The 22025-nt window shown below is 62.0% G+C and carries 17 protein-coding genes; 8 read left to right on the plus strand and 9 right to left on the minus strand.

The genetic code is table 11. The features are described 5' to 3' along the window. Positions 1-242: 242 nt before the first annotated feature. Positions 243-953, minus strand: a complete 711-nt coding sequence (locus tag AB4Z20_RS06400; RefSeq protein WP_253473259.1) for a FadR/GntR family transcriptional regulator — start codon at positions 951-953, stop codon at positions 243-245. 77 nt (positions 954-1030) lie between these two features. On the opposite strand from AB4Z20_RS06400, the gene AB4Z20_RS06405 reads away from it, so the two are divergent. From AB4Z20_RS06405 to gudD, 3 genes are read left to right on the plus strand one after another with little or no spacing between them, the layout of a single operon-like run. Next, positions 1031-1294 carry a hypothetical protein gene (locus tag AB4Z20_RS06405; RefSeq protein ID WP_442089546.1) on the plus strand — a complete coding sequence of 88 codons (264 nt, stop codon included), beginning with the start codon at positions 1031-1033 and terminating at the stop codon, positions 1292-1294. After that, positions 1291-2637: an MFS transporter gene (locus tag AB4Z20_RS06410; RefSeq protein WP_442089547.1), complete on the plus strand. Its 1347-nt coding sequence runs from the start codon at positions 1291-1293 to the stop codon at positions 2635-2637. The genes AB4Z20_RS06405 and AB4Z20_RS06410 overlap by 4 nt, the downstream gene beginning before the upstream one ends. A 28-nt stretch (positions 2638-2665) precedes the next feature. Next, entirely contained in the window at positions 2666-4009 is a 1344-nt protein-coding gene (gene gudD, locus AB4Z20_RS06415) for a glucarate dehydratase (RefSeq protein ID WP_442089548.1), read from the plus strand. A gap of 336 nt (positions 4010-4345) precedes the next feature. Here gudD and glgB read toward each other — a convergent pair whose 3' ends face one another. The 3 genes from glgB to AB4Z20_RS06430 all read right to left on the minus strand — a co-directional run bounded on the left by glgB (position 4346) and on the right by AB4Z20_RS06430 (position 12163). Beyond that, positions 4346-6580 carry a 1,4-alpha-glucan branching protein GlgB gene (gene glgB / locus AB4Z20_RS06420; RefSeq protein ID WP_018611388.1) on the minus strand — a complete coding sequence of 745 codons (2235 nt, stop codon included), beginning with the start codon at positions 6578-6580 and terminating at the stop codon, positions 4346-4348. Positions 6581-6591: 11 nt separating this feature from the next. Continuing rightward, a complete protein-coding gene (gene treS, locus AB4Z20_RS06425; RefSeq protein ID WP_258690797.1) occupies positions 6592-9936 on the minus strand; it encodes a maltose alpha-D-glucosyltransferase in 3345 nt (1114 codons plus the stop codon). 229 nt (positions 9937-10165) lie between these two features. Next, positions 10166-12163 (minus strand): alpha-1,4-glucan--maltose-1-phosphate maltosyltransferase, encoded by a 1998-nt coding sequence (locus AB4Z20_RS06430; protein WP_442089549.1) that lies wholly within the window; start codon positions 12161-12163, stop codon positions 10166-10168. A gap of 210 nt (positions 12164-12373) precedes the next feature. On the opposite strand from AB4Z20_RS06430, the gene AB4Z20_RS06435 reads away from it, so the two are divergent. Further along, positions 12374-12538 carry a hypothetical protein gene (locus AB4Z20_RS06435; protein ID WP_013692690.1) on the plus strand — a complete coding sequence of 55 codons (165 nt, stop codon included), beginning with the start codon at positions 12374-12376 and terminating at the stop codon, positions 12536-12538. Positions 12539-12678: 140 nt separating this feature from the next. On the opposite strand, the gene AB4Z20_RS06440 is transcribed toward AB4Z20_RS06435, so the two are convergent. Further along, positions 12679-13179, minus strand: a complete 501-nt coding sequence (locus tag AB4Z20_RS06440) for an MgtC/SapB family protein (protein WP_003200100.1) — start codon at positions 13177-13179, stop codon at positions 12679-12681. A 137-nt stretch (positions 13180-13316) separates the two neighbouring features. Here AB4Z20_RS06440 and AB4Z20_RS06445 point away from each other — a divergent pair, with 137 nt between their 5' ends. From AB4Z20_RS06445 to mapR, 3 genes are all read left to right on the plus strand, one after another. Then, a complete protein-coding gene (locus AB4Z20_RS06445) occupies positions 13317-13553 on the plus strand; it encodes a DUF3203 family protein (protein WP_214509041.1) in 237 nt (78 codons plus the stop codon). Positions 13554-13840: 287 nt separating this feature from the next. After that, positions 13841-15253, plus strand: a complete 1413-nt coding sequence (ccoG, locus tag AB4Z20_RS06450; protein WP_442089550.1) for a cytochrome c oxidase accessory protein CcoG — start codon at positions 13841-13843, stop codon at positions 15251-15253. Between the two features lie 198 nt (positions 15254-15451). Further along, positions 15452-16861, plus strand: a complete 1410-nt coding sequence (mapR, locus tag AB4Z20_RS06455; protein WP_253473236.1) for a GntR family transcriptional regulator MpaR — start codon at positions 15452-15454, stop codon at positions 16859-16861. Positions 16862-17003: 142 nt separating this feature from the next. On the opposite strand, the gene AB4Z20_RS06460 is transcribed toward mapR, so the two are convergent. Beyond that, complete coding sequence (locus tag AB4Z20_RS06460; RefSeq protein ID WP_253473233.1) at positions 17004-17750, minus strand: SDR family oxidoreductase; 747 nt, start codon at positions 17748-17750, stop codon at positions 17004-17006. Between the two features lie 79 nt (positions 17751-17829). Then, positions 17830-18708 (minus strand): Dyp-type peroxidase, encoded by an 879-nt coding sequence (locus tag AB4Z20_RS06465; RefSeq protein WP_442089551.1) that lies wholly within the window; start codon positions 18706-18708, stop codon positions 17830-17832. Positions 18709-18934: 226 nt separating this feature from the next. Between AB4Z20_RS06465 and ampC the strand changes: the two genes are divergently transcribed. Further along, positions 18935-20083, plus strand: a complete 1149-nt coding sequence (ampC, locus tag AB4Z20_RS06470) for a class C beta-lactamase (protein ID WP_253473228.1) — start codon at positions 18935-18937, stop codon at positions 20081-20083. A gap of 234 nt (positions 20084-20317) precedes the next feature. Here the strand turns inward: ampC and AB4Z20_RS06475 are convergent, their stop codons facing one another. Both AB4Z20_RS06475 and AB4Z20_RS06480 read right to left on the minus strand, forming a co-directional pair. Beyond that, positions 20318-20866, minus strand: a complete 549-nt coding sequence (locus AB4Z20_RS06475) for a DUF4174 domain-containing protein (RefSeq protein WP_214509349.1) — start codon at positions 20864-20866, stop codon at positions 20318-20320. A gap of 267 nt (positions 20867-21133) precedes the next feature. Then, positions 21134-21919 (minus strand): sulfite exporter TauE/SafE family protein, encoded by a 786-nt coding sequence (locus AB4Z20_RS06480; protein WP_057447799.1) that lies wholly within the window; start codon positions 21917-21919, stop codon positions 21134-21136. Positions 21920-22025: the final 106 nt, after the last annotated feature.

A 22025-nucleotide genomic window follows, 5' to 3' on the forward strand; every position in this document is an offset into this window, starting at 1 on the left:
CAAGTTCAACAGTGGTTGCGCGGACCCACGAATATCCGCACAACCACTGGCACCACCACCGGCGCAATCTCGGTTGCGCCGGTTTTTTTTGCCTGCTGGTTTTGAGCACGGCCTATCGGCCTCATCGCGAGCAAGCTCGCTCCCACGGGGGGCCTGGGTGTTCACAGATCCGCTGCCCACCACAGATCCACTGTGGGAGCGAGCTTGCTCGCGATGGCGGTGGGTCAGGCGACGATGAGCCGTCAGGAACCTGCACCAAACCGGTCGCGACTGTTGGTCAGGTGCAGCCACATGGCGGCGCGGGCGGCGTCCGGGTCCTGGCGCTTGATGGCATTGAAGATCGCCTCATGCTCGAGGTTGGCCAGTTGTGCCAGCTTGCCCAGGTCCGCCTGGCCGCGTTCGGCCACGTTCACTCGGGTCCTGGGGATCATCGCACTGCCCAGGTGCTGCATGATTTCGACAAAACAGGCATTGTCCGTGGCCTCGGCGATGAGCAGATGGAAGCGCCGGTCGGCCTCGACACAGCTGTCGTTATTGCTGGACAACCGCTGATAGTCATCCAGCGCCTGGCGCATCTGCTGCAACTGGTGTTCGCTACGACGCCGGGCCGCCAAGGCCACCGCCTGGGTTTCCAGGCCCAGGCGCAGCTCCAGGATTGCCCGCACACCCGCCGCAGTGTCGACATTGAGCCGCAACCCCGGCTCGCCGGTTTGAGCCAGCACAAAGGTGCCGATGCCGTGGCGGGTCTCCACCAGCCCCGAAGCCTGCAACTTGGAAATCGCCTCGCGCACCACGGTCCGGCTGACACCATGCTCGCGAACGATGGCACCTTCCGATGGCAGTTTTTCCCCGGGTTTCAACTGCCCCAGCAAGATGCTCTGGCTCAGCTTCGCCACCAAATCATGGGCCAGGTTATGGGTACGCTTGCGCAGCGGCGCTTCGGTGTCTTGCATCGCCAGGGTTCCTCGAAAACAGGCAGATCGATCCTACCACCGGCAGGCTTGAGAGTGCGCATTACAGAACGCCAAACTTGTATGACAACACACCATATCTGGCGATTAACTTCGAAAATCAACGCCCAGAAAGCCTCGACCCCTACCGCACCGCCCACCCTGCACACAATCAAACACCTCAATATCGCCCAATAAATACGGCACTAAAAAGTCTAACCGCCCATCCAATCACGCTAAAAAATGTCTTGTCACTCAAAAAAATCAAGTTGTATGATGTCTATCAACATCGGCACCTGCACGATGCCCCGCATAAAAATAACGAGTGGGAGAAAAACCAGTGAACACATCCAGCCTCAAGGCGAATGCCGGAGCGGATCCGGTGCTGCTGTCGGCCATTGCCAAGGTCAAGCGCCACATCCTGCCGCTGTTCGTCATCATGTTTATCGTCAACTACATCGACCGTGTGAACATCGGCTTCGTACGCGCCCATATGGAGCACGACCTGGGCATCGGTGCCGCGGCCTATGGCTTTGGTGCCGGCCTGTTCTTCATCGGCTATGCGCTGTTCGAAGTCCCGTCCAACATCCTCTTGCAACGAATCGGCGCACGCATCTGGCTGACGCGCATCATGCTCACCTGGGGCCTGGTGGCCGCGGGCATGGCCTTCATCCAGAACGAAACCCACTTCTACATCCTGCGTTTCCTGCTGGGTGTGGCCGAAGCCGGTTTCTTCCCTGGGGTGATCTACTACTTCACCCGCTGGCTGCCGGGTGTCGAACGCGGCAAAGCCATCGCCATCTTCCTCAGCGGTTCGGCCATCGCGTCGCTGATCTCCGGCCCGCTGTCGGGGTTACTGCTGCAAATCAACGGCCTGGGCATGCACGGCTGGCAGTGGATGTACTTCATCGAAGGGATGTTTTCCGTCAGCCTGTGCGTCTTCGTCTGGTTCTGGCTGGACTCCAAGCCCCACGACGCCAAATGGTTGAGCCGCGAAGAACAAGATGTGCTGGTCCAGACCATCGATGACGAACAGCGCGCACGGGAAGCCGCCTCGCCGATCAAACTGTCCATCGGCCAGCTGCTCAAGGACCGCCAGATCATCCTGTTTTGCCTGATCTACTTCTTCATCCAATTGACGATCTATGCCGCCACGTTCTGGCTGCCGAGCATCATCAAGAAAATGGGCGAACTGAGCGACATCCAGGTCGGGCTGTTCAACTCGATCCCGTGGTTGCTGTCGATCGTCGGCATGTACGCCTTCGCCTCGCTGTCGGCCAAGTGGAAATTCCAGCAGGCCTGGGTCGCCACGGCCCTGTTGATCGCGGCAGCCGGGATGTTCATGTCCACCACCGGCGGACCGATCTTCGCCTTCGTCGCCATCTGTTTCGCGGCCCTGGGTTTCAAGTCGGCGTCGTCGCTGTTCTGGCCGATTCCCCAGGCTTACCTGGACGCCCGGATCGCCGCCGGGGTGATTGCCCTGATCAACTCGGTGGGCAACCTCGGCGGGTTCGTCGCCCCGACCACGTTCGGTCTGCTGGAGGAGCACACCGGCTCGATCCAGGGCGGCCTCTACGGCTTGGCGGCCACCTCGATCATTGCCGCGATCATCGTGTTTGCCGCCCGCAACACGCCCAAGCCCAAAGCCGTGACAACCCCAGCCGACCCGGCCGCCAGCCACGTCTGATCATTCGATTGTTCAAGGATAAGTACAGATGAGCACCCCAGAAACCAGCAAAGCCCCGATCATCACCAGCATGCAGATCGTGCCCGTGGCCGGCCATGACGGCATGTTGCTGAACCTCAGCGGCGCCCATGGCCCGTTCTTCACCCGCAACATCGTCATCCTCAAGGACAACGCCGGCCACACCGGCGTGGGCGAAGTACCCGGTGGCGAGCGCATTCGCCAGACCCTCGAAGACGCCCGTTCCCTGGTGGTCGGCAGCCCCATCGGCACGTACCAGAAGATCCTCAACACCGTGCGCCACGCCTTTGCCGACCGCGATGCCGGCGGCCGTGGCCTGCAGACTTTCGACCTGCGCATCACCATCCACGCGGTGACCGGCCTGGAAGCGGCACTGCTGGACCTGCTCGGCCAACACCTGGACGTACCGGTCGCCGCGCTGCTTGGCGAAGGCCAGCAACGCGATGAAGTGAAGATGCTCGGCTATCTGTTTTACGTCGGCGATCGCCAGCAGACCGACCTGCCCTACCGCAGCGAGCCGGACGCCGACAACGACTGGTTCCGCGTACGCCATGAGCAAGCCCTGGACGCCGACGCCGTGGTCCGCCTGGCCGAGGCCGCCCACGCCCGCTATGGCTTCCAGGACTTCAAGCTCAAGGGCGGTGTGCTGCAAGGTGAGGCAGAGATCGAAGCAGTCACGGCGCTGGCCGAGCGCTTTCCCCAGGCACGCATCACCCTGGACCCGAACGGCGCCTGGTCGCTCAAGGAAGCGGTGCGTTTGTGTCGCGACCAGCACAAGGTGCTGGCCTACGCCGAAGACCCTTGTGGTGCCGAGAATGGCTATTCGGGCCGCGAGGTCATGGCCGAGTTCCGCCGCGCCACGGGCCTGAAGACCGCCACCAACATGATCGCCACCGACTGGCGCGAGATGGGCCACGCCATCACCTTGCAGTCCGTGGACATTCCCCTGGCCGATCCGCACTTCTGGACCATGCAGGGCTCGGTACGGGTGGCGCAGATGTGCAATGAATGGGGCCTGACCTGGGGCTCGCACTCCAACAACCACTTCGACATTTCCCTGGCGATGTTCACCCACGTGGCCGCCGCCGCACCGGGCGACATCACGGCCATCGACACCCATTGGATCTGGCAGGACGGCCAGCGGCTGACCAAGGCGCCGTTGCAGATCCAGGGCGGTTGCGTGCAGGTACCGAAAAAACCGGGGCTGGGGATTGAGCTGGACACCGACCAACTGGCCAAGGCCCATGAGTTGTACAAGGGCATGGGCCTTGGCGCGCGGGACGATGCGGTGGCGATGCAGTTCCTGATTCCGGGCTGGACGTTCAACAACAAGCGGCCGTGCCTGGTTCGCTGAAGCGAGCAATTCCCCCTGTGGGAGCCCATGAAATTGAAGTCATCCATGACTTCTTGTGGGAGCGAGCTTGCTCGCGATTGCAGTGGGTCAGCCACATTGATGTCGACTGACACTCCGCTATCGCGAGCAAGCTCGCTCCCACATTTGGTTCTGGGGTGGCCTTTGATTTTATGAGCGCCACAAATACCTGTGGCGAGGGAGCTTGCTCCCGCTGGGCTGCGTAGCAGCCCCCTTCCGGCGGTCGCTGCGCAACCGAGCGAGAGCAAGCTCCCTCGCCACAGTCATCATTCCCCTTCAGTTATCAGCTCAGCCTTTGGCAGTCGGGCCTGGTGAACGTTAACCCTCCGGCCGCAGGATCAATACCGCCAACGGCGGCAAGTTGAGCTCCAGCGACAGGGCCTGGCCATGGCTGGGCACTTCTTCGGTGGAGGCCCCGCCGCCATTGCCATAGTTGGAGCCGGCATAGGTGTCGGCATCGCTGTTGAGCAATTCGACCCAGCGCCCGCCGAACGGCACGCCGACCCGGTAGGCCTCGCGCGGCACCGGTGTGAAGTTGGCGACCACCAGCACCGGCCGGCCCTCCTTGCTCCAGCGCAGCCAGGCGTAGACGCTGTTGAGCGCATCGTCACCAATCAACCACTGGAAACCCTGGGGCGCATCATCCTGGTCGTGCAGCGCCGGTTCTTCGCGATACAGCCGGTTCAGGTCGCTCACCAGTTTCTGCACGCCACGGTGCTCAGGGTATTGCAGCAGATACCAGTCCAATTGCTGGTCGTGGTTCCACTCGCGCCATTGGCCGAACTCACAGCCCATGAACAACAGCTTCTTGCCGGGATGGCCCCACATGAAGCTGAGGTAGGCCCTCAGGTTGGCGAATTTCTGCCAACGGTCACCGGGCATCTTGTCGATCAGCGAGCGTTTGCCATGAACCACTTCGTCATGGGAAATCGGCAGGACGAAGCGCTCGGACCAGGCATACACCAGGCCGAAACTCAGTTCGTTGTGGTGATGAGCGCGGTACACCGGGTCTTGCTGGATGTAGTGCAGCGAATCGTGCATCCAGCCCATGTTCCACTTGTAGGCAAAACCCAGGCCGCCCTGCTGGGTGCTCTGGCTGACACCCGGCCACGCCGTGGATTCTTCGGCGATGACCAGCGCACCGGGGGTTTCCAGCGCCACCACATCGTTGAGGTGCCGCAGGAAATCGATGGCTTCGAGGTTTTCCCGTCCGCCGTGGCGGTTGGGTACCCACTCGCCGGCCTTGCGCGAATAGTCGCGGTACAACATCGAGGCCACGGCATCCACCCGCAGGCCATCGACGTGGAAATGCTTGAGCCAGTGCAGCGCCGACGCCAGCATGAAGCCGTGCACTTCGGTGCGGCCCAGGTTGTAGATCAGCGTGTCCCAATCCTGGTGGAAGCCTTCCAGCGGATTGCCGTATTCGTACAGCGCAGTACCGTCGAACTGGGCCAGGCCGTGGGTGTCGGTGGGAAAATGCGCCGGCACCCAGTCGAGGATGACGCCGATATTGGCCTGGTGGCAGGCGTTGACGAACGCCGCGAAATCGTCCGGCGAGCCGAAGCGTGCCGTCGGCGCGAATTGCGACAGCGGCTGATAGCCCCAGGAGCCGCCGAACGGGTGCTCCATGATCGGCATCAGCTCGATGTGGGTGAAGCCCAGGTCCTTGACATACGGGATCAGCCGCTCGGCCATTTCATGCCAGTTGTATTGCCGGGCCACCTCTCCCGCCTCGTCGATTTCGCACTGCCAGGAGCCGGCGTGCAATTCGTAGATCGACAGCGGCGCACCCGGGAGCTGGCGCTCGCGACGGTGCTGCATCCACTCGTCGTCCTGCCACTCGATCTTCAGGGGCGAGGCGACTCTCGACGCCGTGTCTGGCGGCATCTGCGTGGCCAGGGCCACTGGGTCGGCCTTGAGCGGCAGGATGCCGTGGGCACCGAGGATTTCATACTTGTAACCTTCACCGGCACCCAGCCTGGGGACGAATATCTCCCACACGCCGGACGGATAACGGATGCGCATCGGATGCCGACGCCCGTCCCAGACGTTGAAATCCCCGACCACCGAAACGCGCCGGGCGTTCGGCGCCCAGACCGCGAACCGCACGCCGTCGATGCCATCGACGGTGGTCAGCTGCGCGCCGAGGCAGGAACTGAGATCGCGGTGATTGCCCTCGCCAAACAGGTAAAGGTCCATCTCCCCCAGCAACGGACCGAAGCTGTAGGGGTCCTCGGCTACCTGCTCGCCGCCGGCCCAACGGGTGCGCAGCAAGTACGCCTGGGCGCGGTCGAAATGGCCGACGAACAGCCCCGGGGTTGCAGTGGGTTGCAGCTCCCCCAGCTCTTCGCCGCCATCGCGGGCCAGCACATGCACGCTCAGGGCACCGGGCAGATACGCGCGAATGAATTGGCCGCCGGCGTCGTCGCCATGAGGCCCCAGGATGGAAAACGGGTCGTGGTGTTCGGCGCGCACCAGCGCGTCGATGTCATGGGGCGCCGGCAGCAACGACTCTTTGGCCTGCCCCTGTGGTTCTTTGTTCGAGACACTCATGATTCTCTCCACTAAATCGGTCCGGCTACGTCGGAAAAGGGTTGCAGCCCACTCAATAACCCGACCAGACCGTGCAACGGCACGGGCAGCCAGGTGGGGCGATTCTCGGCTTCATAGGCCACTTCATAGGCCGCCTTCTCCAGGCCGAACAACGCCAGTGCGGCGTCTTCGCCTTCAGCATCCTTCCACTCATGGGCAAGACTAGCTGCCGCCAGCCGATATGCCTCGACAAATGCCTGGCGAGCCTCTTTCAGATAACGATCGGCGACTCGTTGCCGCGCCGCATCGGCATCGGCCGTGCTGTCGACGGTGTGCAAGTGAATCGCCATGGCCGCTGCATAATCGAAAGAACGCAACACGCCACTGACATCCTTGTACGGGCTGTGCTTGCCCCGTCGTTCATGCAATGGTCGCGCCGGCTCACCTTCGAAGTCGATCAGGTAGGCGTCGCCCTTGATCACCAGCACCTGCCCCAGGTGCAGGTCGCCATGGACGCGAATGCGCAAGCCTCCTTCAGCCTTGCTGGCCAGTGCCTGGACATGGGCCAGGACGGTTTTCTTGTGCTCCAGCAAGCGTGCGACCATGGCCTGGTCCGCGGGGTTCAACTGGCCCTGGTTCTGCTTGAGCAGGCGCAAGGCGTTTTCCACTTGGGCGACCACGTCCTTGCCGATGGCCTGGGCTTGCTTGGCGTTGGTAGCCTGCGGCGCGAAGTCCGGGTCGTCGGTAGCCTGGGCCAATACCTGGTGCATTTCCCCCAGGCGCTGGCCGAGCATGCCGGCGAAATCCTTCAGTTCGCCCAGGGCGTTGTAATGTTGCTCCTGCTCGGACACCGCGTCCGCCAGCTCATCGCGCAGGGCGCGTTCGAGGTTGTTCTGGGTCCATTCCCAGGCATCGCCCTGATTGCTCAAGTAGCCCTGGGCGATCATCAGCAGCGCATCTTCACCCTGGGCGTCGCGGCGAACCACCGAACCCAGCAGCGGTGAAATATTGCTGAAACCGGCAGCGGTCAGGTAGGCGCTCATTTCCAGTTCCGGGTGCACGCCCGAGGCGACCTTGCGAATCAGCTTGAGCACCAGGCTGCTGCCCACCACCACCGAACTGTTGGACTGTTCGGCGGACAGGTAACGCACCTCCGGCTCATCGCCCAGGTTCAGCGCGGCCAGGCCTTCGGTGGGTTCGAAGCGCAACTCACCTTCGGCGAACGGCAGCACCGTGGCGGCCTGCATGCTGTGCAGCACGGCGCGCACGAAGCTTTCCAGGCTGAATGCATCGGTGATCAAGCCCACCTGACGCACCCGACGTACCCGTGACAACGCCAGTTGCTGCGGTAACGCCGCACCCACCTGGTCTTCGGCGAGCAGGCCGAACGGCAGCTGATAACGCAGGGTCTGGCCGCCACTGGTGACATCGATTTCACTGAGCAGCACCGGGTGCTGCGGGTCACCAAAACGCACGCCATAGACAATCTCGACCTTCTCGATCGCGCTGTCCTTGCCGGCGAACCAGCGCCGGTTCTGCAACCAGCTCGGCAGGATGGTTTGCTCCAGCGTGGTGCGCGATGGCGCTTCGAGCAATTCTTCCAGGCGTTTTTTCAGCACCAGGGTGGTGAAGTCCGGCAAGCTCTGGGCCGGTTCCACGTGCCAGCTCGGCATCTGGTTCTCGGTTGCCAGGGCGAACCAATAGAAGCCATACGGCGCCAGGGTCAGCAGGAAGTTCAACTGGCCGATGGGTGGGAAAGCGTTGCCGCCGAGCATCTCCACCGGGACCATACCGGCGTAGGTCGACAGATCCAGTTCGGCGGCCTGGGCGCTGCGGGACACGTTGGCCACGCAGAGGATGATTTCGTGCTTGCCGTCGGGCCCGGTGTATTCGCGGGTATAGGCCAGGATCCGGCGGTTGCTCGGCGAGAGCATCTTCAACGTGCCACGGCCAAAGGCCTTGGATTGCTTGCGCACCGCCAGCATGCGTCGGGTCCAGTTGAGCAGCGAGTGCGGGTCACCGGCCTGGGTTTCGACGTTGACCGACTGGTAGCCGTACTGCGGGTCCATGATCGGCGGCAGCACCAGGCTGGCCGGGTCGGCACGGGAGAAACCGCCGTTGCGGTCGATGGACCACTGCATCGGCGTACGCACGCCATCACGGTCGCCCAGGTAGATGTTGTCGCCCATGCCGATTTCATCGCCGTAGTACAGCGTCGGCGTGCCAGGCATCGACAGCAGCAGGCTGTTGAGCAACTCGACGCGACGACGGTCGCGCTCCACCAACGGCGCCAGGCGCCGACGAATGCCCAGGTTGATACGCGCCCGACGGTCGGCGGCGTAGTAGTTCCACAGGTAGTCACGCTCCTTGTCGGTGACCATCTCCAGGGTCAACTCATCGTGGTTGCGCAGGAAAATCGCCCACTGGCAATTGGCGGGGATCTCCGGGGTCTGGCGCAGGATGTCGGTGATAGGGAAGCGATCTTCCTGGGCCAGCGCCATGTACATGCGCGGCATCAGCGGGAAGTGGAAAGCCATGTGGCATTCGTCACCGTTCATCCCTTGGGCGTCGACATCGCCGAAGTACAACTGGGTGTCTTCCGGCCACTGGTTGGCTTCGGCCAGCAACATGCGGTCGGGGTAGTTGGCGTCGATCTCGGCGCGGATCAGCTTCAGTACGTCATGGGTCTCGGGCAGGTTTTCGTTGTTGGTGCCGTCGCGCTCGATCAGGTACGGGATGGCGTCCAGGCGCAGGCCGTCAATACCCATGTCCAGCCAGTAGCGCATCACCGACAACACGGCCTTGATGACCTGCGGGTTATCGAAGTTGAGGTCGGGCTGGTGGGAGTAGAAGCGGTGCCAGAAGTATTGGCCCGCCACCGGGTCCCAGGTCCAGTTGGACTTCTCGGTGTCGAGGAAAATGATCCGCGTGCCGTCGTACTTGTGGTCGTCATCGGACCAGACGTAGAAGTCCCGCGCCTTCGAACCCGGCTTGGCCTTGCGCGCGCGCTGGAACCAGGGGTGCTGGTCCGAGGTGTGGTTGATGACCAGCTCGGTGATTACCCGCAGGTTGCGCTTGTGGGCTTCGGCAATGAACCGCCGCGCATCGGCCATGGTGCCGTAGTCGGCGCTGACACCGCGGTATTCGGCAATGTCATAACCGTCGTCGCGCCTGGGTGAAGGATAGAACGGCAGCAGCCAGATGGTGTTGACGCCCAGGTCGGCGATGTAGTCGAGCTTTTCGATCAGGCCGGGAAAGTCACCGATCCCGTCGTTATTGGAGTCGAAATAGGATTTTACGTGGACCTGGTAAATCACCGCGTCCTTGTACCAGAGCGGATCTTTGATGAAGGTGGCAGACCGGGGTTTCTTCGCCATTTGCAACTCCTGATGAATTCAATAAAGCCGCGGGATACAGGCTTGTGAGGTCTTTTTGTGGCGGAGGGCTTTATCCCCCTGTAGGAGCTGGCGAAGCCTGCGATCTTTTGAGCTTTTGATCTTTCGCTTGAGATTCAAGTGGCTGGGGAAAGATCGCAGCCTCGCTGCACTCGACAGCTCCTACACAGCTCCTACAACAGCTCCTAGGCAGCGCCTGTGGGAGTGCGCATCACGCCACGCTGATCCGCCAAATCCCGAACGGCTGGTACGCCGGGTCAATCCGCATGAACTGGTGCTTGCCGTACCAGGTCCAGCGATGTCCGTTCATCAGATCCTCGCCCTGGGTCTGGGCGTCGTCGGGCAGGCCCATCTCCCAGAGTGGCAACTCAAAACTGGCTTCCTGCGGGTTGCGCGGATCAAGGCTCACCGCCACCAGGATGAAATTGCTGCCGTCGGCGGTGCGCTTGCCGAAATAGAGAATGTTGTCGTTCCAGGCGTTGTAGATTTTCAGGCCCAGGTGGGTTTGCAGCGCCGGGTTCTGCCGGCGGATGCGGTTGAGCTGGGCGATCTCGGCAATGATGTTGCCCGGCGCGGTGAAGTCCCGGGGGCGGATCTCGTATTTCTCCGAATCAAGGTATTCCTCCTTGCCCGGCACCGGTGCCGACTCACACAGCTCGAAGCCCGAATACATGCCCCACAGGCCCGAGCCCATGGTTGCCAGGGCCGCGCGGATCAAAAAACCGGCGCGCCCCGACTCATGGAGAAAGGCCGGGTTGATGTCTGGTGTGTTGACGAAAAAATTCGGCCGGTAGCATTCACGCCACGGCGATTCATTGAGCTCACTGAAGTAGGTCGCCAGTTCAGCCTTGGTGTTGCGCCAAGTGAAATAGGTGTAGCTCTGGGAGTAACCGACCTTGCCCAGCCGCGCCATCATGGCCGGCGTGGTGAACGCTTCAGCCAGGAAGATCACTTCAGGGTACTGGGCCCGCACATCGGCAATCAGCCATTGCCAGAACGGCAGCGGCTTGGTGTGAGGGTTGTCGACGCGGAATATCTTCACGCCTTCCTTGACCCAGCCCACCACGACGTCCCGCAGCTCCGTCCACAGGCTGGGAATCGCATCGGCCGCGTAGAAATCAACGTTGACGATGTCCTGGTATTTCTTCGGCGGGTTTTCCGCATATTTGATCGTGCCGTCCGGCCGCCAGCTGAACCAGCCCGGGTGCTGCTTGAGCCAGGGGTGGTCCTGGGAACACTGGATCGCGAAGTCCAGGGCGATCTCCAGGCCGTGGTCGGCGGCCGCCGCCACCAGGCGCCGGAAGTCCTCGCGGCTACCCAATTGCGGGTGAATGGCCTCGTGCCCACCCTCCTCGCTGCCAATGGCATACGGGCTGCCCGGATCGTCGGGACCGGCGGTGAGGGAATTGTTCGGGCCTTTGCGGAAACTGCGACCGATGGGATGGATCGGCGGGAAGTACAGCACGTCGAAGCCCATGTCCTGGATCATCGCCAGGCGCGAATGCACGTCGTTGAAAGTGCCGTGGCGCTGGGGATCGTCGGTGATCGAGCGGGGAAACAGCTCGTACCAGCTGGCAAACTCCGACAGCTGGCGCTCCACATCCAGCGGATACTCGGGGCTGATGCTCAAGTATGGGCGATGATCGGCCCGGGACATCAGATCGGCACTGCGCGGCGCCAGGAACAGCGCCACCTGCTCGGTCGGCAACAGACCGGAGAGCTCATGGTGCAAGGCCGCCAGTTGCTCGCTCAGGTCACCGGTGCTGCGCTCGACGGCCATTTGCACTTGGTTGCGCCCTTCTTGCAACTCCAGGCTGATCGGCACCCCTGCAGCGAATTTCTTTTCCAGCTCGTAGCGAAAACTGGCGAACTGGTCGATCCAGGCCTCGATACAAAACACATAGCGGCCTTGTTCCGGCACGTTGAACTGGCCGTGCCAGCCGTTGTTGCCCAGGTCACTCATGACCTCGCTGTTCCACACTTCATCCTGCAGCGCACGCCAGCGAATGCGCACGGCCAGCTTGTCATGACCATCGGCGAAGACTTTGCTGGTCACTGTCACGTCCTGCCCAGCTACGGCCTTGGCGGCGAATTGCCCGCCGTCGATCACCGGCATGGTGTTTTCAATAGCAATACGCGGCAACAGCAAGGCTTGAGACAGTGGCAAATGCGGGTTGTAGGCCAGTTCAGTCGGGTGTTCGGCAGTCATCGAGCATCGCTCCTTTTACGCCCCATGGACGCGCTTGTGGCGGTAAAGGCCCAACGGGTCCCTGAAAAAACTCACTTAAACTCCGAACCGAATCAACGGCTAAAAGTTCAGAGGTATTTACCCCGATGCATCCGGGGATCAAAGCCGGTGCAAGGTGGTCAACAACAATAAGCACGACTCAAGCCATGTGCGTCACGGAGACCCGTCCTGATGAATATTCCCATCCCGGCCGAAACACCCGATCCGAACATCGACGACCCCACCTTGCCCCCGCCCGGCCCTGATCCCGAGCCTATTCCAGAGAAAGACCCGCCGCTGGACCCACAACCGCCGCTGGGTGACCCGCCGAGCGAGGCGCCGCCGGAGCGGGTTTGAGTCAACGATTTGGAGCTAATCCCTGTGGGAGCGAGCTTGCTCGCGATAGGGACTGTCAATCAGCATAGTGGCTGGCTGATCCTCCGCTATCGCGAGCAAGCTCGCTCCCACAAGTCTAATGTTCAAGTCTTATACCCAGGCTATGGCTTGCCGCCCTTCTCCAGCGCCCGGACGATCACCGGCATCACACTGAAGATCGCCAGCGCCAGCACCGTACTGAGCACCGCCGTCGCCTCTCGCCCCAACCCGGCGGCGACGCCAATGGCTGCGGTCATCCAGAGGCCCGCAGCGGTGGTCAGGCCCTTGACGTGACCTTCGTCGCCGTCGGTGTTTTTCAGGATGGTGCCAGCGCCGAGAAAACCGATGCCGGCGACCACGCCTTGTATCACCCGGCTCATCGCGTCGGCCTGGGACCCGGACATCTGTGGCACCAAGACGAACAGCGCCGCTCCCAGGGCCACGAGCATGTGGGTTCGCACGCCGGCAGCCTTGCCCTTGTGTTCGCGCTCGAAACCCAGGATGCCGCCCAGCAGCGCGGCCATGAGCAGGCGCACCGTGACCCGGGTCATCTGCTGGGCATCGGTGATGTCGGCGAATTCCGCCTGCAGGGTTACCCAGACTTCATGCCACCAGGCGTCCATGGACCGTCCTCTTTTTCATTCGATAAACGATGGACCGCAGGCGGCGCCAGAGGTGCGCCCGACCGCTGATCAGCCGCCACGAACCCTGGCTTGGCCGCGAGACCTAATGCTCAGGACACTCAGGAAGGAGCAACGCCATGCTTAAAGAAATCGACAACGACAAGACCTGCCATTTCGAAACCGCCGCTGGAGAGAAATTACGCCCCGCCAGCGAACTGGTCGTTATCACCGACCCGGACAAAGCCATGTCGGCCGTGGAGATCAATGGCGACCTGGTCTACCTCACCGAAGCCGAAGTGGATGCCTTGACCGTGGCCGGCGCGGTCGACGGGCGCAAGCACCTCAAGGCCACGGACAGCGGCTCGGCGATCTGAACCCCCTGGACCTTTGCGACAAGTTCAATCCGTGGGAGCAAAGCTTGCTCGCGATGCAAACAACACGGTACCTCCTGAACCCAGGTGCCTGTATCGCGAGCAAGCTTTGCTCCCACAGATCCCTTTGCCACAGGGATTGTTCGTTCGTCCTCGGGTGCATCAAAGTGTCGCAGCGCCTGGGTTTCGCGGCATCTGATCCGGTTTTTATGGAAACACCTGAGTCTGTTATGCAAACAGTTCCATGGTCATAGTGCGCCGGCCAGATAGAGGCTGATGAGCGACCGACCATGAGCGATAGAATCCCCGTCCAGTTGATACAGACGTTCGAACCTGCGCCAACGAAGATAAAGGCCAGGAGCACCGACAACCTGATCCACACCCGCAGTTTCACCGGTTTGTTTCGTACCCTGCGCATCAGCGGTGCGGGGGTTCTGTTCCTGCTGTTCTTCGGCACGGTATGGTTGAACTGGGGCGGCCGCCAGGCGGTGCTCTGGGACCTTTCCGAAAGCAAATTCCACATCTTTGGCGCGACCTTCTGGCCCCAGGATTTCATCCTGCTGTCGGCCTTGCTGATCATTGCCGCCTTCGGCCTGTTTGCGATCACCGTGTTTGCCGGTCGCGTGTGGTGCGGCTACACCTGTCCCCAGAGTTCCTGGACCTGGATCTTCATGTGGTGCGAGAAAATCACCGAAGGCGAACGCAACCAGCGGATCAAGCTGCAGGCCGCGCCCTGGGGCCTGAACAAACTCTTGCGCCGCTCAGCCAAGCACACGCTGTGGCTGGCCATCAGCCTGCTCACCGGCCTGACGTTCGTGGGGTACTTCACGCCGATCCGCCCCCTGGCCGAAGAACTGCTGACCCTGCAAATGGCCGGCGTGAGCCTGTTCTGGGTGCTTTTCTTTACCGCAGCCACCTACCTCAACGCCGGCTGGCTGCGTGAAGCGGTGTGCATGCATATGTGCCCCTATGCACGCTTTCAAAGCGTGATGTTCGACAAGGACACGCTGACTATTTCCTACGATGCGGCCCGTGGTGAAATCCGCGGCCCACGCAAACGCGAGGCAAACCCGGCCAATATTGGCCTGGGCGACTGCATCGACTGCCAGATGTGCGTGCAGGTCTGCCCCACCGGCATCGACATCCGCGACGGCCTGCAGATGGAATGCATCGGCTGCGCGGCCTGCATCGATGCCTGCGATTCGATCATGGACAAGATGGGCTACGCCCGCGGCCTGATCAAATACACCTCCGAACATCAATTGCAGGGCGGCAAGACTCACCTGCTCAGGCCTCGGCTGATCGGCTATACCGCCGTGCTGCTGGTGATGATCGGCGCGCTGGTCGTGGCGCTGATGCAACGGCCCATGGTGTCGCTGGACGTCAGCAAGGACCGTGGCCTGTTCCGCGAAAACAGCGCAGGCCAGATCGAGAACATCTACAGCTTGAAAATCATCAACAAGACCCAACAGCGCCAGGATTATCAGCTGTCCCTGGTGGACGGCGACGGCTTCATCCTGCAAGGCAAGACCCAACTGAGCCTGGCCCCGGGGGAAATCGTCGATGTGCCGGTGTCGGTGGCGATGCTCAGCGAACGGCCTGCTAAAGGCTCCCAGGAAATGACATTCAAGGTTGCCGACAGTGACGAGCCGGGCATCTACAGCGTGGCCAAGAGCCGTTTTGTCGCACCGATGAATCGTTGAACCCGTAAGATGCCGGGCACCTGTGAGGGCAAGCCTGTGAGGGCAAGCCTGTGGGAGCAAAGCTTGCTCGCGAAGAACGATGACACGACCTTACTGTTGATTTGTGTCGCCTGTATCGCGAGCAAGCTTTGCTCCCACACGCTCGCTCCCACAGTTTAAAAAGCGCAAACCACGCGTCATTCGAGACTGGGCCCCACCATGAAACGCTACGAGAAATTTGCCGACGACATCGCTGAACTGATCCGCTCGGGCATGCTGGGGCCAGGTCAGCGCGTGCCGTCGGTGCGCTACGCCAGCCAGACCTACGGTGTCAGCCCATCCACCGTGTTCCAGGCCTATTACCTGCTGGAACGACGCGGCATGATCCGGGCCCGGCCGCGCTCCGGCTACTTCGTCAACACCCATGCGCCGAGCCCGTTTTCGGAGCCTGCGATCAGCAGCCAGGTGCACGAGTCCACCGAAGTCGACGTCAGTGAACTGGTATTTTCGGTCCTCGACTCGATCAAGGACCCGGCCACCGTACCGTTCGGCTCGGCATTCCCCAGCCCGATGCTGTTCCCACTGCAACGGCTGTCCCGTTCGCTGTCCAGCGCAACACGGGACATGGACCCGCGAATGGTGGTCACGGACATGTCGCCGGGCAATCCACACTTGCGCCGACAGATCGCCCTGCGCTACATGGTCGGCGGGTTGATGCTGCCCATGGAGGAACTGCTGGTCACCAACGGCGCCCTGGAAGCCTTGAACCTGTGCCTGCAAGCCGTGACCGAGCCCGGCGACCTGGTGGCGATCGAAGCGCCAGCGTTCTACGCCAGCCTGCAAGTGTTGGAGCGCCTGAAGCTCAAGGCCGTGGAAATTCCCGTCCACCCCCGCGACGGCATCGACCTGGACGTGCTGGCGCAGACACTGGAGCGCCATCCGATCAAGGCCTGCTGGTGCATGACCAGCTTCCAGAACCCCATGGGCGCGACCATGCCCGAGGAGCGCAAACAGGCGCTGGTAGAGCTGCTGCGTCGCCATCAGGTGCCGCTGATCGAGGACGACGTGTACGCCGAACTCTATTACGGCCAACAGGCACCCAAGCCCGCCAAGGCGTTCGACACCGAAGGGCTGGTGATGCATTGCGGTTCGTTCGCCAAGAGCCTGGCACCGGGTTATCGCATCGGCTGGGTCGCCGCCGGGCGCTACGCGCAGAAGATCGAACGGCTCAAGCTCATGACCTCGTTGTGCGCCTCGATGCCGGCCCAGGCCGCCATCGCCGACTACCTGCAACACGGCGGCTACGACCGTCACCTGCGCAAACTGCGCTATGCCCTGGAGGAACAGCAAAGCGCGATGCTCGCCGCCATCGCCCGCTACTTCCCCGCCCAGACCCGGGTCAGCCAGCCGGCGGGGGGCTACTTCCTGTGGCTGGAGCTGCCGGAGCAGATGGATTCGCTGAAATTGTTCCAGATGGCCCTGGCCCAGGGCATCAGCATCGCGCCGGGACCGATTTTTTCACCGACCCGGCGTTTCAGGAATTGCATCCGTTTGAACTATGGCAGCCCGTGGACCGAGGCCTCGGAAAAGGCGATGGAGACGTTGGGGCGGATTATTCGGTCGTTTTGATATTGGGGTGCCTGTCGGGCCTCATCGCGAGCAAGCTCGCTCCCACAGTGGATTTGCGGTGAGATAAATAGCTCAGCTACTCAGCAGATCTCCTGTGGGAGCGAGCTTGCTCGCGATGGCGCCAGAAAAGACACCCCAGGACTCAGCGCCCACCCCCCAGATCCACAAACGTCCCGGTCGCATACGAAGCCTTGTCCGACAGCAGCCAGATAATCGCTTCGGCCACCTCATCCGGACGCCCGCCCCGGGCCATGGGGATCGCTGATTCCAGCTTGCTGACCCGGTCCGGGTCGCCACTCAGGGCATGGAAATCGGTATAGATGTAGCCGGGGCGCACCGCGTTGACGCGAATGCCTTCGCCGGCCACTTCCTTGGACAGGCCGATGGTGAAGGTGTCCAGCGCGCCCTTGGAGGCCGCGTAATCGACGTACTCCCCCGGTGCGCCCAAGCGCGCGGCCACCGACGAGACGTTGACGATGCTGCCACCCTGCCCGCCGTGCCTGGGCGACATGCGCAGCACCGCGTGCTTGGCGCAAAGAATCGGCCCTAGCACGTTAGTCTTCATGATCTTGAGAATGCGGAATTCGGACATTTCATCGAGCCGGGATTTCTGCGCGACCGTGCCGGCGTTGTTCACCAGGGCGGTGACACGGCCAAGCTCGGCGTCCACCCGGTCGAACAGGCCGATCACTTCGTCTTCGATGCTCACGTCGGCCCGCACGGCAATCGCCTGCGCGCCCTTGGCCCGGACCTGTTCGAGCACATCCTGCGCGGCATTTTCGTCGGACTGGTAATTGATGCAGATCCGATAACCCAGCTCGGCAGCCAACAGCGCGGTGGCCGCCCCGATTCCGCGGCCGCCACCGGTAATGACGATGACTTTATCCACGTTTGCTTCCCCCATTCCACGGATAGACGTGCGCTGCCAAGAATAGCGTTCACGTCACGCTTTGCACAAACCGCTGCGCTTACCGGGCCAGGGCGCGCAGATCCAGGCGTCCGTCCAACAGCGGCGGGCACCAGTAATAGCCGCCGGTGATTGGCCGGCTCATGCGATACAGGCCATCGGTGATACCGTCCTCCAGGCCACTCATGCGGCGCAGTTGTGCCTCGAAGGCATCGAGGGAGAAACCGAACGCCAGGAACATCAGCCCCGCACGGTCGCCTTCAATCCACGGCATGGAGCGACGGACCACGAACGCCTCCGGGGCAAAGCTTTCCTGGGCAGTGCGCTTGACGTGGGCCGATTCCGGCGCGTCGTCGAGTTCTTCGTTGTCGCTCAGGCGACGGCCCATGATGTTGTCGCGCTCATGGGGTTGCATCGCCGCGAAGCCGTCCAGATCGTGCTGCCATTGCTGGATCGCGGCGAAACTGCCACCGCGCACCCCATCGGCGCCCTGGGCCAGGGCGGCGGCGATGGCAGCCTCGTCGTGGGGGTTTTCGGTGCCGTCTTCGTAGCCGGTCAGGTCATGGCCGCTCATATGGCGGAAGGTTTCGTTCATCTGCACCAGGCGCAGCGCCGGGGCCAGAGCCGCCTCGATGGCGCGACTGCGGTGCATCAGCTCGCCGCGGTCTTCGCCGTGCAACCAGCACCACAGCGCGTGTTGGGTCGACGGGTTGTCCACGCCCACGCCGGCCAACGCAGGAAAGGCCCGCAGGCCTTCGACCTGGGCGCCCAGCGCCTGGACCAGCGATTCGCCAAAGCCGACCACGGCCCGCCCATCGACCAGCAACAGGAGTTTGTCTAGCGCAGCCGGCAATGCCTCGACCGATTCCAGGGCAAAAAACAAATGACGGGCCTGAGGCGGGACAGGGGTGGCGAGAATGCCGGGCTGGTAGTAACTCATGTGAACTCCTTTAGAAAGAGTCCCGAGTTTACCCGGCGGCTGCCGCTTTGTGTGGTTTGGCTTGAGGTCCGATCGCGTCGGGCAACCGGGCCGTTTTGTGGGAAGACTCCCGCAGCCCCGTCCGATTGCTCAGAAACATGTCTCGGCCCGATAAGCTCGGATTGTCGGACAGCCAGAAACGCCCTAGATTGACCCCCTCCAGGAAGGCCAACAAGGACGCTGCACCATGCAAATTGCCAGATCGATACTCGCCGGGACTTTTTTCCTGGTCTGCGGGACGCCCGTAGGCTTTGCCCAGGAGCGCATTGAAGACACGGTCAATGCCGTCATCCAGCCCTTGATGAAGCAACAGGACATCGCCGGCATGGCCGTGGCGATCACCTACAACGGTCAACGCCATTACTTCAACTACGGTGTAGCCTCCAAGGACACGAAAAAGCCGGTCACCGACGAGACCCTCTTCGAAATCGGCTCGATCAGCAAGACCTTCACCGCCACCCTTGGCGCCTATGCCCAAGCCCAGGGCAAGCTGTCCCTGGCCGACCCGGCCAGTCGCTTCGCCCCCGAGCTGCGTGGCAGCGCCTTCGACGGCATCAGCCTGCTCAACCTCGCCACTTATACCGCCGGTGGCCTGCCGTTGCAGTTCCCCACCGAGGCGGACCATCCGGACCGGATGTTCAGCTATTACACGACCTGGAAGCCGCGCTACCCGGCCGGCACCCAGCGGCTCTATTCAAACCCGAGCATCGGCCTGTACGGCTATCTGGCAGCCCGCAGCATGGGGCGACCATTTGACGAGGTGATGGAACGCACGCTGATGCCAGGGCTGGGCCTCAAGCACAGCTATGTGCGGGTGCCGCAGGATCAGTCGGGCCGATACGCCCAAGGCTATGCAAAAGACGGCAAGCCCGTCCGGGTCGGGCCGGGTGCCTTGGACTCCGAGGCCTACGGGGTGAAAACCAGCTCATCGGACCTGATGCGTTTCCTCGAGGCCAACCTGCGACCTGAAAAACTGGACGCGGATCTGAAGCAAGCGATTGCCACGACGCATACAGGTTTCTACAAGGTTGGCGGGATGAATCAGGGGCTGGGCTGGGAGTTCTACCCCGCTCCGTTCACCTTGGATGAGCTGCTCGCTGGTAATACACCGCAAATGGCCCTGACCCCACAAAAAGTCGAACCGCTCAACCCGCCCCATCCAGCACCGGACGGCGCCTGGATCAACAAGACAGGATCTACCAACGGTTTCGGCGCGTACGCGGCGTTCGTGCCCGGAAAGGACATGGGGATCGTCATGCTAGCCAACAAAAACTACCCGAATGAAGAACGGGTGAAAGCGGCGCATCGGATCCTGATGGCGTTGGACGGCCAATAACTCATGTCGCCTCGGGGTGATGAGTTTCCCTGTGGCGAGGGAGCTTGCTCCCGCTGGGCCTGTAGGAGCTGCCGAAGGCTCGGGCCGCGTTCGGACGATCTTTTGATCTTGATCTTTCGCTCTCGACTCAATTGTCTGGGACAAGATCGCAGCCTCGTTGCACTCGACAGCTCCTACGGCGCAGCCCAGCGGGAGCAAGCTCCCTCGCCACAAGGGCCTCGGCGCTAGCGGGAGTCAATCATCCAGCGGCTTCGCCGGCCCCGCCGGCTTGACTGCCTTGCCAGCCTTGGCGCCTTTCGCATCCTTGGTCGGTGCAGGCTCCGGCGCGGGTGGCGGGGCTGGAGGTGTCGCTTCTTTTTCTGCCGCAGGCAGTTTATCGACGGCATCGAAGAGGTCTTTCAGTTCGATCGCCCCGGAATGCTCAAGCTTCTTTTCCCCGTCCTTGCCCACCAGGATGATCTTGGTCTGCGCTCCGGCTCCCAGCTTCAGCGAGCGAATCAACGCCATGGTGCTTTGCGGATCCAGATCCTTGCCATCGCGCTGCCCAATGGTATTGAGCACGGTATAGAGCACCATGTTGCGCTCGGAAAAGCCCTGCTTGCCTGCCGGCTCATCCAAGGCCTTTTTCAGGCTCACCCAGGAAGGGTCGACCGTACTGGGCGCGATGACCACAAGAGGACGTGACTTGCCTGCGTCCGCCAACAGCGGCGAGTCGCCATCGGCAGCGAACAGGGGGCCGGCGATGGCCAGCAAGGTAGCGAAGGTCAACGACCGAATGAGCATGCGCCTCTCCTTTTGATATTTACGCTGTACTGATTGCACAGGGCGGCGATTGTTCCGCGAGAGTCGCTCAATACTGCGCCTGCCTGACTTGAAGCTTAGGCCAGGGGGGTCATTGCGCAACCGCAAGGAGAGCGCCGAAGTCGGGGGAGACTATTGTGGGAGCGAGCTTGCTCGCGATAGCGTCATGACGGCCAACATCGAGTCGACTGACACACCGTTATCGCGAGCAAGCTCGCTCCCACACTATTGGACTTGAGGTGACCCGTTCTAGAACGCCAGCTTGAACCCGATCATCGCCAGCATCACCGCCAGGCACGGGCGCAGCAGTTCGTCGGAGATGCGTCCCGACAAGTGACTGCCCAGGTAGATCCCCGGCAACGAACCGATCAACAGGAAACCCAGGATGTGCCAGTCCATGTTGCCCATGCTCGCATGGCCCAGGCCAGCCACCAGGGTCAGCGGCACGGCGTGGGCGATCTCGGTGCCCACCAGGCGCTTGGTGACCAGGAACGGGTAGAGGATGAACAGCGCGACAGTGCCCAGCGCGCCAGCGCCGATGGAGGTCAAGGCGACCATCGTACCCAGCACGAGGCCAGTGATGACCGTCAACACATTGAGGCGCGAACCGGAGGGGTTGTAGTGGCCGCCAGCGCGGTCGTGGGCAAATTGCAGCAGGCGCTTCTTGAACAGGATCGCCAGGGCGGTGGCGAACAACACAAAGCCCAAGGCTTGCTTGATCACCGCGTTCATGGCGTCGGGGGAGCTGTGCAGGCTACTGAGGAACCATAGCGTCAAGCCGACCGCCGGCACGCTGCCCAACGTCAGCCAGCCGGTGATCGCCCAATCGATGTTGCGATTTTTTGCATGAACCAGGACACCGCCAGACTTGGTAATGGCTGCGTACAGCAAGTCCGTACCCACCGCCGTCGCAGGGTTGATACCAAACCACAACAGGATCGGGGTCATCAGCGAACCACCGCCGACGCCGGTCATCCCAACAATGAAGCCGACCACCAATCCTGCAACGACTAAACCGACATTACCGAAATCCATTAAACCCGTCTCAGCACGACCGCATGAAAAATCTGGCCGCGAGCATAGCGATTTTTCTTATAACCCCCTATATCGATGTGATCTATCTTTATTCCTTTTCCGTCAC

It is taken from the genome of Pseudomonas sp. KB_12, assembly GCF_052114545.1.
GTDB classification, from domain to species: domain Bacteria; phylum Pseudomonadota; class Gammaproteobacteria; order Pseudomonadales; family Pseudomonadaceae; genus Aquipseudomonas; species Aquipseudomonas brassicacearum.